At 36.8% G+C, this 14,429-nt stretch carries 9 protein-coding genes; 5 read left to right on the top strand and 4 right to left on the bottom strand.

Annotation, left to right across the window (positions count from 1 at the left end):
- Positions 1 to 2: 2 nt before the first annotated feature.
- Positions 3 to 1,004, top strand: coding sequence for a type I glyceraldehyde-3-phosphate dehydrogenase (gap, locus tag LB450_RS10220; protein WP_224488151.1), 1,002 nt, complete (start codon positions 3 to 5; stop codon positions 1,002 to 1,004).
- A 679-nt stretch (positions 1,005 to 1,683) separates the two neighbouring features.
- On the opposite strand, the gene cmk is transcribed toward gap, so the two are convergent.
- Both cmk and LB450_RS10210 read right to left on the bottom strand, forming a co-directional pair.
- A complete protein-coding gene (gene cmk, locus LB450_RS10215) occupies positions 1,684 to 2,373 on the bottom strand; it encodes a (d)CMP kinase (RefSeq protein WP_224488149.1) in 690 nt (229 codons plus the stop codon).
- A 1-nt stretch (position 2,374) separates the two neighbouring features.
- Positions 2,375 to 4,417, bottom strand: coding sequence for an HD family phosphohydrolase (locus LB450_RS10210; protein ID WP_224488147.1), 2,043 nt, complete (start codon positions 4,415 to 4,417; stop codon positions 2,375 to 2,377).
- A gap of 214 nt (positions 4,418 to 4,631) precedes the next feature.
- On the opposite strand from LB450_RS10210, the gene LB450_RS10205 reads away from it, so the two are divergent.
- Positions 4,632 to 5,807: an acetyl-CoA C-acyltransferase gene (locus LB450_RS10205; RefSeq protein WP_224488145.1), complete on the top strand. Its 1,176-nt coding sequence runs from the start codon at positions 4,632 to 4,634 to the stop codon at positions 5,805 to 5,807.
- A gap of 17 nt (positions 5,808 to 5,824) precedes the next feature.
- Entirely contained in the window at positions 5,825 to 6,568 is a 744-nt protein-coding gene (locus LB450_RS10200) for a C40 family peptidase (RefSeq protein ID WP_224488143.1), read from the top strand.
- Here LB450_RS10200 and LB450_RS10195 read toward each other — a convergent pair.
- Positions 6,565 to 10,290 (bottom strand): metallophosphoesterase, encoded by a 3,726-nt coding sequence (locus tag LB450_RS10195; protein ID WP_224488141.1) that lies wholly within the window; start codon positions 10,288 to 10,290, stop codon positions 6,565 to 6,567. The genes LB450_RS10200 and LB450_RS10195 overlap by 4 nt on opposite strands.
- A 45-nt stretch (positions 10,291 to 10,335) precedes the next feature.
- Between LB450_RS10195 and LB450_RS10190 the strand changes: the two genes are divergently transcribed.
- Positions 10,336 to 11,517: a Pycsar system effector family protein gene (locus tag LB450_RS10190; protein WP_224488139.1), complete on the top strand. Its 1,182-nt coding sequence runs from the start codon at positions 10,336 to 10,338 to the stop codon at positions 11,515 to 11,517.
- A 40-nt stretch (positions 11,518 to 11,557) separates the two neighbouring features.
- The gene (locus LB450_RS10185) at positions 11,558 to 11,878 is read left to right on the top strand and encodes a DUF1523 family protein (protein WP_224488138.1); all 321 of its coding nucleotides are present in this window, start codon (positions 11,558 to 11,560) and stop codon (positions 11,876 to 11,878) included.
- Positions 11,879 to 11,900: 22 nt separating this feature from the next.
- On the opposite strand, the gene LB450_RS10180 is transcribed toward LB450_RS10185, so the two are convergent.
- Complete coding sequence (locus LB450_RS10180; RefSeq protein ID WP_224488130.1) at positions 11,901 to 14,291, bottom strand: GAF domain-containing protein; 2,391 nt, start codon at positions 14,289 to 14,291, stop codon at positions 11,901 to 11,903.
- Between the last annotated feature and the right edge of the window lie 138 nt (positions 14,292 to 14,429).

Raw genomic sequence — 14,429 nt, 5'->3', positions numbered from 1 at the left:
GAATGAATAAAACTATTAGAGTAGGAATAAATGGCTTTGGTCGTATCGGTCGAAGCCTTTTTCGTTTGTTATACGAGCATCCTCATATTGAAGTGGTTGCCATCAACGACTTAGCTGATGCAAGAACTTTGTCGCATTTACTGAAATACGATAGTGTTCATGGTCAGTTTCCTTTTGAAGTATCTTACAACGAAAAAGGAATTGTAGTGGAAGATGAATCATTTCCGTTGGTCAATATTCCAAAACTTGAAGATTTAAATTGGGCTAAATTTGATGTAGATACGCTTGTAGAATGTACAGGTAAGTTCAAGACTAAAACTGAGCTCCATAAACATCTGCAGGCTGGAGCCCAAAAGATGATTTTGAGCGTACCTCCAAGCGATGATTCGGTAAAAATGATAGTTTTGGGTGTTAACGACTGGGTATTGGAAGACGATGATTTGATGATCTCCAATGCCTCCTGCACGACCAATAACGCCGCTCCTATGCTGAAAGTGATTCATGAGGCGCTTGAAGTGGAACAGGCTTATATCACGACGGTTCATTCCTACACCTCCGACCAAAGCTTGCACGACAAACCTCATCGCGATTTGCGACGGGCAAGAGCGGCTTCACAGTCTATCATTCCCACCACAACAGGTGCAGCAAAGGCACTGACCAAAATATTTCCAGATTTGAGCAATGTCATTGGTGGCTGTGGTATAAGAGTTCCTGTTCCCAACGGGTCCTTAACAGATATGACACTTAACGTCAAAAAATCAACTAGTATTGAAGAGGTAAATGCCTTATTTAAAAAAGCTTCTGAAACGCACTTAAAAGGTATTTTGCAGTATTCTGAAGTGCCCTTAGTGAGCATTGATATTGTTGGCAATCCTTATTCCTGCGTCTTTGATGCAGAAATGACCTCAGTGATTGGAGGGAATTTGATCAAGCTGATTGGCTGGTACGATAACGAAAGAGGTTATAGTAATCGCTTGATCGATTTGATTTTGAAGATGAACTGAGGTTTTAACTTTATTGAATAGAAGAATTTAGAGGATTCAAATAACTAGCTATGCACGAGCGAGACGCTCGCGCTAGCAGGGGGGCTGACAAAGGCAGGCTCGCGCTAGCAGAGGCGAAAAAAACTTTCGTGCACGAGCTAGACGCCTGTCTGCTGACAAAGGCAGGCTCGCTCTAGCAGAGGCGAAAAAAGCTTTCGTGCACGAGCTAGACGCCTGTCTGCTGACAAAGGCAGGCTCGAGCTAGCTCGAACAAACACAACTTTAATATCTATAAAGATGTAATCCCTGCACGAGCGGGACGCCTGTCTGCTGACAAAGGCAGGCTCGCTCTAGCAGAGGCGAAAAAAACTTTCGTGCACGAGCTAGACGCCTGTCTGCTGACAAAGGCAGGCTTGTGCTATAAAATTGAAAATCAGAGTTTTATTTCACGCCAAGTTCGCAAAGTAAAAACGCAAAGACATGCAAATTTTTGATAATCATAAATATATAAATTCGCTCCTTTGCGAAAAGCTTAGCGGTCTTTGCGTGAAAAATATATGCGAATAAAAGAATCCCTGCACGAGCGAGACGATCGCGCTAGCAGGGGGAAAAGCTTAGCGGTTTTTGCGTGAAAAATAAATGCGAATAGAAGAATCCCCGCACTTGACCAGGTAAAAATTCCTTAACTCTTCGAGATGAATCAAGCTTCAATGCTCTCCTTCGCCAAGTTCAAAATCTTTTCAAACTGTTCTTCCTGAGACATATTGCTGTTGTCGATTTTGATAGCGTCGTCCGCTTGGATAAGCGGTGAGTTTTTGCGGTTGGTATCTATATCGTCTCGGTGTTTAACATTTTTTAAAACGTCTTCAAAAGAGATCTTCTCCCCTTTCTCTTTGAGTTCTTTATAACGCCGCTGAGCTCTAATGTCTGCACTAGCTGTCATAAATATTTTAAGTTCAGCTTCTGGAAACACGACACTGCCAATATCCCGACCATCCATAACGACACCTTTTTCTTCGCCGAGTTGCTTTTGAATTTGCACCAGTTTTGTTCTAACTTCATCGATCCTGGCTACAGAACTTACATTTTCAGAAACCTCCATGGCTCTGATTTCCTGCTCCACATTTTCTCCATTCAGAATAACATCATTGCTTCCTGATTGTAAGTTATATTCAAAATTGATAGTTACTGAAGGTAGGTTTTCTATAAGTTTCTGCTCATCCACTTCCCCCTTTTGAAGCCAGTTATTTCTCATAGCAAAAAGCGTTACCGCTCTGTACATAGCGCCAGTATCTACAAATTTATATTCAAGTTCTTTGGCAAGCTTTTTAGCAACCGTACTTTTTCCTGTTGAAGAATGGCCGTCTATGGCAATAACAATGGGTTTCATATTAATCTGGATATTCAATTCTGAGATGGTAGATATTATTCAATTTTGACTTCAAGATCTTCTTGATAGATTGAATTTCTTTGAAGGTGATATTCGCGTTGATGAACTGGTCTTCTTGAATTTGCTTGTTGATAATTTTTTCCACAAAATCATCAATTAATTTTGAGTTAGGTTCTTTCAATGATTTACTGGCTGCTTCCACCGCATCACACATCATAAGAATAGCGGTTTCTTTGCTGAAAGGAATTGGGCCAGGATATCTAAAGTCTTTCTCATTGACTTCGCCTTCCTCCTCTTCTTTTTGCTTAGCATAGAAATAATAGACCGTTGATGTTCCGTGGTGCGTTCTTATAAAGTCTATAATACGATCTGGTAGATTTCTTTTCTTGGCGATTTCAATTCCTTCAAGCCTATGATTAATGATAATCTCGGCACTTTCTGTCGGAGACAACTCATCATGAGGAGAAACTGATGTAGACTGATTTTCTGTAAAATAAATAGGATTTTTCATTTTACCGATGTCATGATACAAAGCTCCAACTCGGATCAGTAATGAATTTGCCCCAATTTCATTGGCTGCTGCTTCTGCGAGATTAGCTACATTCAAGGAATGGTGAAAGGTACCTGGGGCAATATTCGCCAGTTCTTTTAGCAATTTTGAATTGGTATCTGACAATTCAAGGAGTGACAAGTCAGAGATAAGTCCAAAGATTTTTTCGTAGGCATAAATCAAGGGTTGCACGAAAAGCAATCCAACGCCACTGAGTAGGAAATAGATAAAATTATTATAGTTGATTTCTGAGATACTCCCCTCTTTTATCATATTGAAGGCGAAGTAAGCAAAAATATAGACCAAGGTAATTTGGACTACAGAAAGAAACAGATTTGCGCGCTTGTAAAGCTCTGAAACTGTCAAAATAGTTACAATTCCAGCAATTAGCTGTAGAAACATATACTCATAACTATCTGGAACAATAAGACCAAGTATCAAAACTGTGATCATGTGTGTAAACAGCCCTAGTCTTGCATCAAAAAAGGCTTTGAGTGTAAGTGGTAAAATACAGAGTGGGACTACATAAATGTAATCATTATCAAGTCTTAACACCAGTAAGGTAAGGAACACCAGAAACAGGATATTGAAAAAGATAAAGCTGATCTTGTTGTTATTATCAAAAATATCTGGTCGGTACTGTCTTATAAATAACAACAGCATTAAGAGTGAGAGTCCAACAAGGCAGGTATATCCTGTTATCACAACCACATAAGCAGAAGATTCCAGGCTTTGAGATTCGTACTCATGCTTCAGAGATCTCAACATTCTTAACTTTTCACCTTCCGTAATTTCTCCTTTGGCAATGATCTTACTACCCTTGGTTACTCGACCTCTTGTGTAAGATATCTGATCAAATTTGGTCTGAATTTGTTTTTGGTTAAGCTCCTCATCATATTTGACGTTTACTTCCAGAACCTCAAAGAAGATTTCCAGTAAAGTGTTTCTATATTCTGATAATTCAGATTTTTCAAGTTCATCAATGAGGTACGTTTTTAAATCTTCCTGAGTAAGTAAATCTTTATAAAGAACCTCTTCAACCTGTTTGTCTTTAATCAGAAAAACAATGCTGTAGTTATTTTCTCCATCATCTTGAATCCGAATTCCGTTTTGATAGATTTCATCGATGGTTTCAGAAATGAATTTAGAAACATCCTGGTTGTTTTCTACTAAAGAATCCTGCGAAGGGTCAAGCTGACTTTCCCAGTTGTTTTTGACCTCTTTGGCAACAGCCACATCAAACTGGTAATAAGGAATATGAGTTTTTCTGATTTTAGACTTTTCAGCAGCAATTTCCTGATCTGATTTTAAAATTGCAAAATCGAATGGCGCGTAAAGATTTTCATATTGCCATGGTTTTCCTTTTACGATTTCATATTTAAACTGACCACCTGTGGGAAAAAAATAAACGATAAGAAATACACTAAATGCTAAAAGAAAAAACTTAAAGATGATAGATTGATTTCTGTATAAGTTGTCTAAAAGGTTCTTCATGACTAAAGATTGCTCAAATTTATAAAATTATATGGTCTAAGTCTCTATCTGTAGTCAATAGTTTTAAGGCTATCAAATCTCATTGAGTTGCTTGAAAAGTAAGTATAAAGGAAAAATAAGGGGGTAACATCACAAAAATAGTTTAAGGTCTGCATAAAATAAACTCGATTAGGTTAAAATTATTAAATTCGCAAAAAATAAAATTTCATTTTATATGTCTAGAGATATCGTAATAGTAAGTACTGCACGAACACCAATTGGAAGCTTTCTTGGAAGTTTATCCAACATTCCAGCTACAAAATTGGGGGAAATCGCCATAAAAGGAGCCCTTTCAAAAATCAATTTGAATCCAGAGTTGGTTGATGAAGTCCTCATGGGAAATGTAGTACAAGCCAATAATGGTCAGGCTCCTGCCAGACAAGCTGCTATGGGTGCGGGAATTCCAGATACAGTGCCGTGCACAACTATAAATAAAGTATGCTCTAGTGGAATGAAAGCCGTGATGCAGGCTGCTCAGGCTATAGCTCTGGGCGATGCTGAAATTATGGTTGCTGGCGGAATGGAAAACATGAGCATGATTCCACATTACCTCCATCTTAGAAAGGGACAAAAATTTGGCCCAGCCCAAATGGTAGATGGTTTACAACGCGATGGCCTAGTCGACGCTTATGACCACAATGCGATGGGCGTTTGTGCCGACCTTTGTGCTACAGAACATGACATCACCAGAGAGGAGCAAGATGAGTTTGCTAAAGAATCTTACAGAAGAAGTGCCGCAGCCTGGAAAGCAGGGAAGTTTGATGACGAAGTGGTCCCCGTGGAAATTCCACAAAGACGGGGTGAGCCTATCCTAATGAAAGAGGATGAAGAGTTTAAGAATATTAAAATTGACAAAATTCATGAGTTAAGACCTGCTTTTGGTAAAGAGGGCACGGCAACCGCTGCGAATTCATCTACGATAAATGATGGTGCCGGCGCTGTGATATTAATGACAAAGGAAAAAGCTGAAGAGCTTGGACTTGAAGTTCTGGCAACTATTAGAGGTTATGCTGATGCTGCCCGAGAGCCAAAACGCTTTACAATTGCTCCAGCTAAAGCTTTGCCACTTGCGCTAAAAAAAGCAAATGTGACCAAAGAAGATATTGATTTCTTCGAATTTAACGAAGCTTTCTCGGTCGTTGGTATAGCAAATACAAGACTTCTTGGGTTGGATAGCAAAAAAGTAAATGTACATGGAGGTGCTGTTTCTCTTGGTCATCCCTTAGGTTGCTCGGGAGTAAGAATACTGATTACACTCATTCATATAATGAAGCAGAACAATGCAAAACTTGGTGCTGCAACTATTTGTAATGGTGGTGGTGGAGCTTCTTCTATGGTTATAGAACGCTAATTTTTATATCTGTGGAAATGCTATACGGAATTTGCCCCCTGAGTGTCGTGCCTGTGAGAGCAGAAGCTAGCGATGCTTCGGAAATGGTCACTCAACTACTTTATGGTGACCATTTTGAAATTATTGAAACCCAATCCAAATGGATTAAGATTCGTATAGCTTTTGATGGATACGAAGGTTGGTTAGATAAAAAGCAAGCTTTTGAAATTGATGAAGTCATCTTCAATAATCTCACTAATGAGACTACATACTCTACGGATTTACTGAGTTTAATGACAACAGCTTCAGGCCAATTGATGCCTGTTTGTATAGGTTCATTTCTGCCTGCCTCTAAAATTTTGAAACATCAGTTTGATGGGGCAACCAACAAAGATTTTTCAAAAAATCATTTGGTCGAAACAGCTATGCTTTACCTCAATTCTCCGTACTTATGGGGTGGCAAATCACCCTTTGGCATAGATTGTAGTGGTTTTACTCAAATGGTGTATAAGATAAGTGGTGTCAAACTCTTTAGAGATTCCTCAGAACAGGCTAAGCAGGGTCAGGCCCTTTCTTTTATTGAAGAAAGTGAACCAGGTGACCTTGCTTTTTTTGATAATGAAGAAGGCAAAATTATTCACGTGGGGATTATGATGAAAGACAATTACATCATTCATGCCCATGGCCATGTGAGAATAGATAGAATAGATCATTCTGGAATATTCAATACAGAAACTGGTCGTTATTCTCATAACTTGAGAGTGATTAAAAAGATTGTTTAAAACTTAGCGCCAAACCCAAAAGAAAACCAAAACCCGTCCTCGCTATGGAAAAAATTGAAGGTGCCAGATAATAAGTCAGCGCCATTAACCCAAAACCCTAGCCCATAGTCATTATGCCACGTGCCGGACTCTGTTGCATTGGACCAGACCCTGCCTACGTCAAAACCTCCAAAAACACCAAACTGAAGCGGAATAACACGTGTATTTATAGGATTGAAGCTATACCTTAAATCGATACTACTCACTAAGCTTTCTCGTCCAATAAACCGATCTCTTCTGTAACCTCTCAATCCATTTCTTGCTCCAAGAATAGCCCCCTGATAAAATTCATACTTATCATTAAAGATGATTTGCGAAGCTGCCTTAGTTCGTAATACCCATTTTTTATTTTGAGAAAGTGCGTTGTGAAATTCTAAATGAGGATTAAAAAAAACAAAATGTTGATCTACATCTGAAGTATTTACTGTTCCACCCAACTCAACTTTAAAATCCATACCCCGAGTAGGATTTAGGTTATCATCAAAGCTTTTATACCTATAAAACGATTGATATGAAACGTAGTTCTTTTGTTCAAAAAAGTCTGGATCATTGCTAAGTAATTCATCTCCAATCACATCGATGAATCTACCGTCAGTTCTTTCTACCTTGTAATTCTGATATGACAATTTGTGTTCAAAAACACTTCCATATTTGGATGTGCTCCTGAGTCCTAACTCAAATCCTAATTTTCTTATCTTAACTCTGTTGAAACTTTTAACCTCATCATTATCAAAATACTCAGTACCATTTCCAATACCGTAAAAGTTTCTGGCATAATTTGGACTTGTATAAGTTAAAGCAGTGAACAAATTATAATTGCCCAACACATTCGCAAATTCTCCCTCATAACCAAAATCGTAACCCCCTGTTGAAGTATAAAGCCCTGCTTCAATCTTGTGCCTGTAGGTAAAAGGATTTAAGCGAAAGCCTTTATAAGCATAAGAAGCCTGTACACCAAAAAGCAAACCATCATCGGGGTTGAAACCAATACGAGGTAAAAAAGTCCTGATCTGACTTACTTTTCTGTCTTTGTTAAATGTATTGACTATATAATCATCAGTTCTGACTACCCTTCCCCCTTTCTTTTCCTTAATTGAATTCTCTAAAGAGTTATGATCATAAACAATAACTTTTTTTCCAGATCTAATGTAGTACTTGTCGTCATCATGACCTCCGATGAGTCTCACTTTTATATGTGTTGGATAATCACCTGAAGTTGTAAAGCTGTCCTCGTCATCCAATCCATAAATCCAAATTTCATCTGTATTATCGTCACTAAAAACTTTATCTACTATTTTACTACCACGTTCACCTTTGATGTTACGGAATATTTGCACTCGGGTTTTCTCATCCTCCTGTCTGATAACATCTATAAAATCATCTTTATCTGTGGCAATTAATACAGGTAGTTCATTTAGGATTTTATAATATTCATCTGCAAAATCATCCATATTAGTTAACCTCCTTTTGAAAGTTGAAATGAGTTTTTTAGTTTTTTCCTGATCAATTTCTGAGGGTAGTTGAGCAAAAGCCTTTTCAATCACTTCATCCGTCAAATTCTTCTGGATATAAGCAGCTTCTCTTAACCAATCTTCTTTGGTTGCATTTCTAATGATCATTCTGTCCAAACTCAAACCGGAATTATTGAACCATTTCAAATACTCAATATTTTCCTGGTAGGGATGGTATATTTTAGGAAAAGAAGTCATCGTACTCAAAACATCAAAGAAGCCGCCATCAAAATTGGCAAACACCTGGTCTCTATCTCTTGGAATTGGCCTAAAATATCTATCCCCATTTTCATCTTCAAACTCAGACCATCGCCACTGGTCTTCATGTCTGTCCCAATCTCCCAGCAACATATCAAAAAGTCTTGCTCTCAGGTAGTTGGATTCATCCAGCTTATATTTTTCGTCTCTGCGCAAACGTTCAATCATATCTGCCGTACTTACAATATCATGATTGGGATTACCGAATATTCCTTTTGTTCCCATCCAGTTGTCTTCTGGTCGTTCTTCGATCATGTAGATTTCATCGCCATGAACCTGATTAAACTTTCCGAGTCCTTTTTGTTTTGGGATATAAACCAATTTAGGATTGGTGTGATAGACACCAATAGCTTCAGATAAATCTGGAACTACCATAAAGCCAAATGGATGTGCTGCCGTCAAAAAATCTAAAATGACTTCTTCTATGATTGTATCATCAAATTCATCTGATAAATTTTTATCAGGATAAACAATCTGTTGCAAAAGTCGAATAGGGTCCTTTCGTAATTGTCTTATATTATACTGTCTGCCCAAACTATCTTCAAGCCTTAACGAATTGGTTTGCATTCCCCCTCCAACTCGCATTGGCGTCAAACCACCAAAAGCAGTATCAATATCCAAAACGGGAATCTTAATTTTTCGAGTATATAAATCACGGTAATGTTCACCCCAAACACTTTCATAAAAATCAGTTCGGTCCGAATCGAATTCTTCATAAATGGAAGCAGTAAACTCAGAAGGTAAATTTCCCGAAAGTTGATTCAAATCAAACGTTCTTTCGCCTTCGTAAATTTCCTTTTGAAAAAGGAGTTTAGGATTATCTTTATCTGCTGAATAAAACTGTACCCAGGAAGAACCATCATCAAAAATATCCAAGAGGGCAAACCCATAACCTGGATAAGCGAATTCTCCATCGGCACCCAATTTCGCATATGATTTTTTTGATCCAGAGCCTGAAACAATTTGCTTGATTAAGTCATGTTCGATGTACTGCAAGCTGTGCTCATGCCCTGATGCAAAAATCACACGATTCCAGCGGCTTGCGATTGAAGAAATCTTATCGACCATAGATTGATACTGATTATTCTGAGTGTCCTGGACGGAAATACCACCCGACACGCGAATAAGGTTAGCTAAACTTGCCAAGCCGGGTAATGGGATTTTTTTGTCAGAAGGGAATAAATGCTTGGAAAACTCATACGTTCCACCATGTACTCCATTGGTATAAAGAGGGTGATGTAGAGCCACTAATGTAGTTTTATTCTGATTTTTCTTTAATTCACTTTCAAGCTCTTCATAAAATTGATCCAGGGTTTTGATTTCATCACAATTCCTATTGATGAGTGGATGTTTATCCCAATTGGCCAGAATCCATTGAGAATCCAAAATAATGAGATGCACCTCATCTGAAATATCTACAAAAGCCATTCCGCAGCCAGGTGTTGGCAACCAGGACTGGTCCTGATTTTTTAAAGCCTTATCGATTTGTTTTTTTTGATTTTCCAGAGCTTTAATTCCTTCAGAATACCAATCGTGATTTCCTGGAATAAAATGCACATCCCCCTCAAAAAATTGAAGGTTTGAAGTTTGTTGATCTATGATTCGTTTTGCTTGTTCACGATTATTCTCCCCTTTGCTTGGAAGTCCTGCTGGATAAATATTATCTCCTAAAATAATCACTTTATCATTTTTGGTGTTCAATGATTCAGCAAAAGATTTAAAAGCTAAAATGCCAGGAGGAGCATCTTCCATTTTCTCATAACCGGTATCTCCAATAAGATAAAAACGCTGAGAAACATTTTTGTCTTTAGGATAAGATATCGATTGGAATTGTTCTTGATTTTTATAGTTAACTTCGTATGTTGCACAGGAAACCAATAGAAGACTTGATACGATTAATAGGATATTTTTCATTCTAAAGAAAGTAATTTTAAAGGGAGTTATCAAAACTAAAAGAATATGACAGAACTTATTTCAAAAACTGAATCTTTTGTCTTGCAGTTGTTCAAAGATAAGTTATCTAATACTTATGTATATCATAATTTCAATCACACCAAGAGGGTTGTTGAAAGTGCTACATATTTAGCAGAACAAAAGAATCTGACCGAAGATGAGGAACTCATACTTCTTCTCTCTGCCTGGTTGCACGATACGGGCTATACCGTTTCTGAAAAACAACATGAAAAAGAAAGTCAACGGATAGCAAGAGCGTTTTTAAGCGAGCAAAATGTCTCAGAGAAACTAATTTCTTCTGTTGAAGATGCTATAAATTCAACTCAACTAGGTGTTCAACCATCTACTGAAGTTGAGAGAATCTTAAAAGATTCCGATTGTTCTCATTTTGCTAAAGACAATTTTAAAGAAGTGAGTGAGCTTTTAAGACAGGAGTTAAGCTTACGCGGGCAAGATTACGATGCCGATGAGTGGATGAATTTGAATATGGAAATGCTCACATTCAGACACCAGTTTTATACAGATTATGCAGTGAAAAACTGGAATCCTCTGAAGCAAAAAAATCTTATCAATCTAATTGAAGACAAAGAAAAAAAGAAGAGAAAAAGGGAAAAAGAAAAATTAAAAGCCAGGTACAAAGCCCAGTACAAAAATGATAATCCAGAGCGAAGCATTCAGACACTTTTCCGGGTGACCTTAAGAAATCATCTCAAACTGAGTGATATCGCAGATACAAAAGCTAATATTTTATTGTCTGTCAATGCTATCATTATTTCTTTGGCTTTGGCGAATATCATTCCTAAGCTAGACAATCCCAGCAATGAACACCTGATGATTCCAACTTTGGTTTTGATTTGTTTTAGTGTAGCGGCCATTATTCTTTCTATCCTCTCTACCAGACCCAATGTGACTTCTGGTGAGTTCACCAAAGATCAGGTTGAAAACAGAGATGTTAATATCCTGTTTTTTGGCAATTTTCATAAAATGAGTTTCGACAATTATTTGTGGGGAGTCAAAGAGATCATGAAAGACAAGGATTACGTGTACGAAGCGCTCGTTAAAGACCTTTATCTGCTGGGGAAAGTCCTGGAAAGAAAATATCGGCTTTTAAGGTTAACCTATACCATTTTTATGGCAGGCATTATCATTTCTGTCATTAGCTTTTTTATAGCTTTTTATATGATTTAAAAGCAGCTTTAAGTATTAAATCAAAAACTGAAAAAATCTCATGAAAAAATTAATTTTAGTCACTGTCCTCATTCTCATTTTCGGTTATCCGGTAAGTTATTACCTGAGTTCAGAAACCATAGAAACTAAAGTGAGTGATAAGGAGAGAATCACAACGAGCGAGGACGGTGATATCGAAAGTAAGTTTTTGGTCTATGCTGAAGATGAGGTCTTTGAAAATACGGACAGTTCGCTCTATTTTAAATTTAATAGTGCAGATGTTCAAAATGAACTGGAGCTTGGTGAAACTCACATCATAAAAGTGGCGGGTTGGATAGTGCCCTTTTTCTCCTGGTATAGAAATGTCATCAGTGTTGATTGACTACACATAAAATTTAAATGTTTCAGACTCCATTTTGAGAACCTAAAGATTCAAACAAGTCCTCGTAAGTAATACCTTTCTCTGGTGTGCTCCCGTTATGGTATAAAATTCCAACGCGAATAGCCTTAAGTCCGGAAACACCCTGTAAATCTTCTACATCTAGAAGTTCTACCTCTTCATCCAGGTATTTTTTCCTCTGCAGGTAATGGATATACTTCAAGTATTCTTCCTGAGTTTCCAACTGAGAATAGACAATCGTCAATTTTCCTTTGGAAGTAATTCGTTCTTCAGAATTTTTAATATAGGCTTTATCAATTCTTTTTTTGATGATTTCATAACGCGCATTGTAGGAACCATCTACATCAAAATGTTTTTCATCCATTCTGTAGTGAATGGTCAACGTATTATTGAAGGCGAGAACAAGCGATCTGGCACTTAATTTAATATGTTTGGCTTCCTGTATCTTATAGAATTTATTCTCCATCTCACACATGACTGAAAGCTGCCATAATCTTAAATTTTCTAAGACGACTTCACTAAAAGTAAGATCTTTCACAATAGACTGACCTATGTACATGTTATGCTCAACCCCATCGGTTTTGTACCTATCAAAATAATGCGGAAACAACTTTTGAGCCTCCACTTGCTTTAAGTCAATAAAAGTGGCCAAACAGGTATTTATACTCGAGACAGTTTCATCAAAGACATCTCTGTTTCTATGAAATGCTTTAGCTCCGGACTTAGATTTTTCAAAGTACTGCTCTACCATAGAGTGACATGAAGGAACATTTTGTTTGATATATTTTAAAACAGGAAGAATATCTTGTTTTAATAATTTATCTGTTTTTTCTTCAGACGAAGCCGTAATTCCTTCCGTTAACTGAGAAAGTGTATCTGAAATCCTATAGCCTAATTGCTCATATACAGGCAATGATCTAACTTCAAGTGCAGAATTAACGATATTAAGAACTTGATTTAACTGATAGGTCAAGTCGTTTTGAATTGCAGAATTTCTTTGCGTAGAAGAGTCTGCTATGTCAATCTGACCGAATAAAGGGTGTACTTTACGAAAGGCAATTTCATTTAACTTATTATCCTCACCTGAGGAAGACTCCGCAAGAAGTTTCTCTGCTTCTTCTTCAAATTTCCATTCTACACTTGGATGTATAGACGTATATTCGCTTTGGATAATAGCTTTAATCCTATTTTTTCTTTCCTGTTTAAAACTTTCAACGGTTTCGGCTACGTAAGGAACAATATCATCCAACTTTGTAGCATTGATATTATTTAAATCATTTTTAGAATAACTTACCAACTCTAAGATAGCAAGTAGTTTGTTGTTTTTAGTAACAGGAGCAAGTATTGCAGATTTTATCCCTTTAGCTTGAAGGAATTTTGCAAATTTATTCGACGGATTTTTTTCTGCATAAGCATCCATATCGGTAATGCTAAAGTATTTGTGTTGATTCACAATTGCTGTGTAAGCACCATGGCAAAACGCCTCTTTACACCCATTATCTGATATAGAATTTAATATAAAACTATCGATATAATTTGAATGACTTTGCTGAAATTTTTCTGTTTCTTCATTGAAGAGCGCAAATCCAAATTCCAACTTTGGAAGATTAAAAATGGATTTCAAAATAGTCGCTAACTTGATCGATACCGCTTTAGATTCAGAAAAAATATTGCTGTTCAGAAGTAGGGTTTTAATTTCAGAAATGCTATTATCCACGGTAACATCGGTAAGACTTAAGATAGCAAAGCCTTTAAAAGTCCAGGAATTTGGCGGAAATTTTTCTTTCCAAAAATCAATGTCATCATGACGATTCAACAGTTCGTCTACATCTTTATCTGTAATTTTTGGAGCTGTTTCAGTCGGAATAAGTTCAATGAAATCGGCATTGACAAACAACCTATAATTTCTAAGGTTTCCGTTGGCATCAGGAACATCGTAATATTCAGGTCTGAAAAAATCAATATTATACTTATAATATGTATTTAAAATAATGATACACGCTAAAATATAGTCTTTCTCAATGTTAAAATTTCTAGGAAGAAACTCAAAATCCTTATCTGGCACCGAATTCAGAATAGATTCAAAACGTCTGGTTTTTCGAAACATTTTATTTCGAAAAGGAACTGTGGCTACTTTTATTTCATTGTAAGTCAATACATCTGGAAAAAGATCATCCAGCATTATTTTGATTTGCTCCTCGTAAGGTTCCAAATTTTCATAATCATCGATTCCCTCAAAAAGTTCGGGATAAGATTTAGAATAATCTAAAATACCCTGTATATATGTTCTGGAAATAGGATTACTTTCTTCTTTTAATCGCTTTTGAAAGTTATCTCGTATTTTCTGAAAGCTCAATTTGATTTGAAAAGGATATATGTCTTTGTAACGATCCATAGTTTATTGTAAGAAACATAAAATAAATAACAAAAATAGTGAAGATGATTTGATAAAGATAAGTTTGATGTTATAATATCTACTTCAGTTTTTATATAATACCTATTTCATCTTGTACTGAAATCAATAAATTATAAG

Origin of the sequence: Psychroflexus curvus, from assembly GCF_020164585.1 — a bacterium.
GTDB lineage: Bacteria > Bacteroidota > Bacteroidia > Flavobacteriales > Flavobacteriaceae > Psychroflexus > Psychroflexus curvus.
Note: the sequence above shows the minus strand (reverse complement) of the source record. Positions and strands in the feature narration are given on the sequence as shown.

What these genes read in the sequence shown, in the direction of transcription:
- gap (WP_224488151.1), top strand. Translation starts at nt 3, where the DNA reads ATGAATAAAACTATTAGAGTAGGAATAAATGGCTTTGGTCGTATCGGT.
- cmk (WP_224488149.1), bottom strand. Translation starts at nt 2,373, where the DNA reads ATGAAACCCATTGTTATTGCCATAGACGGCCATTCTTCAACAGGAAAA.
- LB450_RS10210 (WP_224488147.1), bottom strand. Translation starts at nt 4,417, where the DNA reads ATGAAGAACCTTTTAGACAACTTATACAGAAATCAATCTATCATCTTT.
- LB450_RS10205 (WP_224488145.1), top strand. Translation starts at nt 4,632, where the DNA reads ATGTCTAGAGATATCGTAATAGTAAGTACTGCACGAACACCAATTGGA.
- LB450_RS10200 (WP_224488143.1), top strand. Translation starts at nt 5,825, where the DNA reads ATGCTATACGGAATTTGCCCCCTGAGTGTCGTGCCTGTGAGAGCAGAA.
- LB450_RS10195 (WP_224488141.1), bottom strand. Translation starts at nt 10,290, where the DNA reads ATGAAAAATATCCTATTAATCGTATCAAGTCTTCTATTGGTTTCCTGT.
- LB450_RS10190 (WP_224488139.1), top strand. Translation starts at nt 10,336, where the DNA reads ATGACAGAACTTATTTCAAAAACTGAATCTTTTGTCTTGCAGTTGTTC.
- LB450_RS10185 (WP_224488138.1), top strand. Translation starts at nt 11,558, where the DNA reads ATGAAAAAATTAATTTTAGTCACTGTCCTCATTCTCATTTTCGGTTAT.
- LB450_RS10180 (WP_224488130.1), bottom strand. Translation starts at nt 14,291, where the DNA reads ATGGATCGTTACAAAGACATATATCCTTTTCAAATCAAATTGAGCTTT.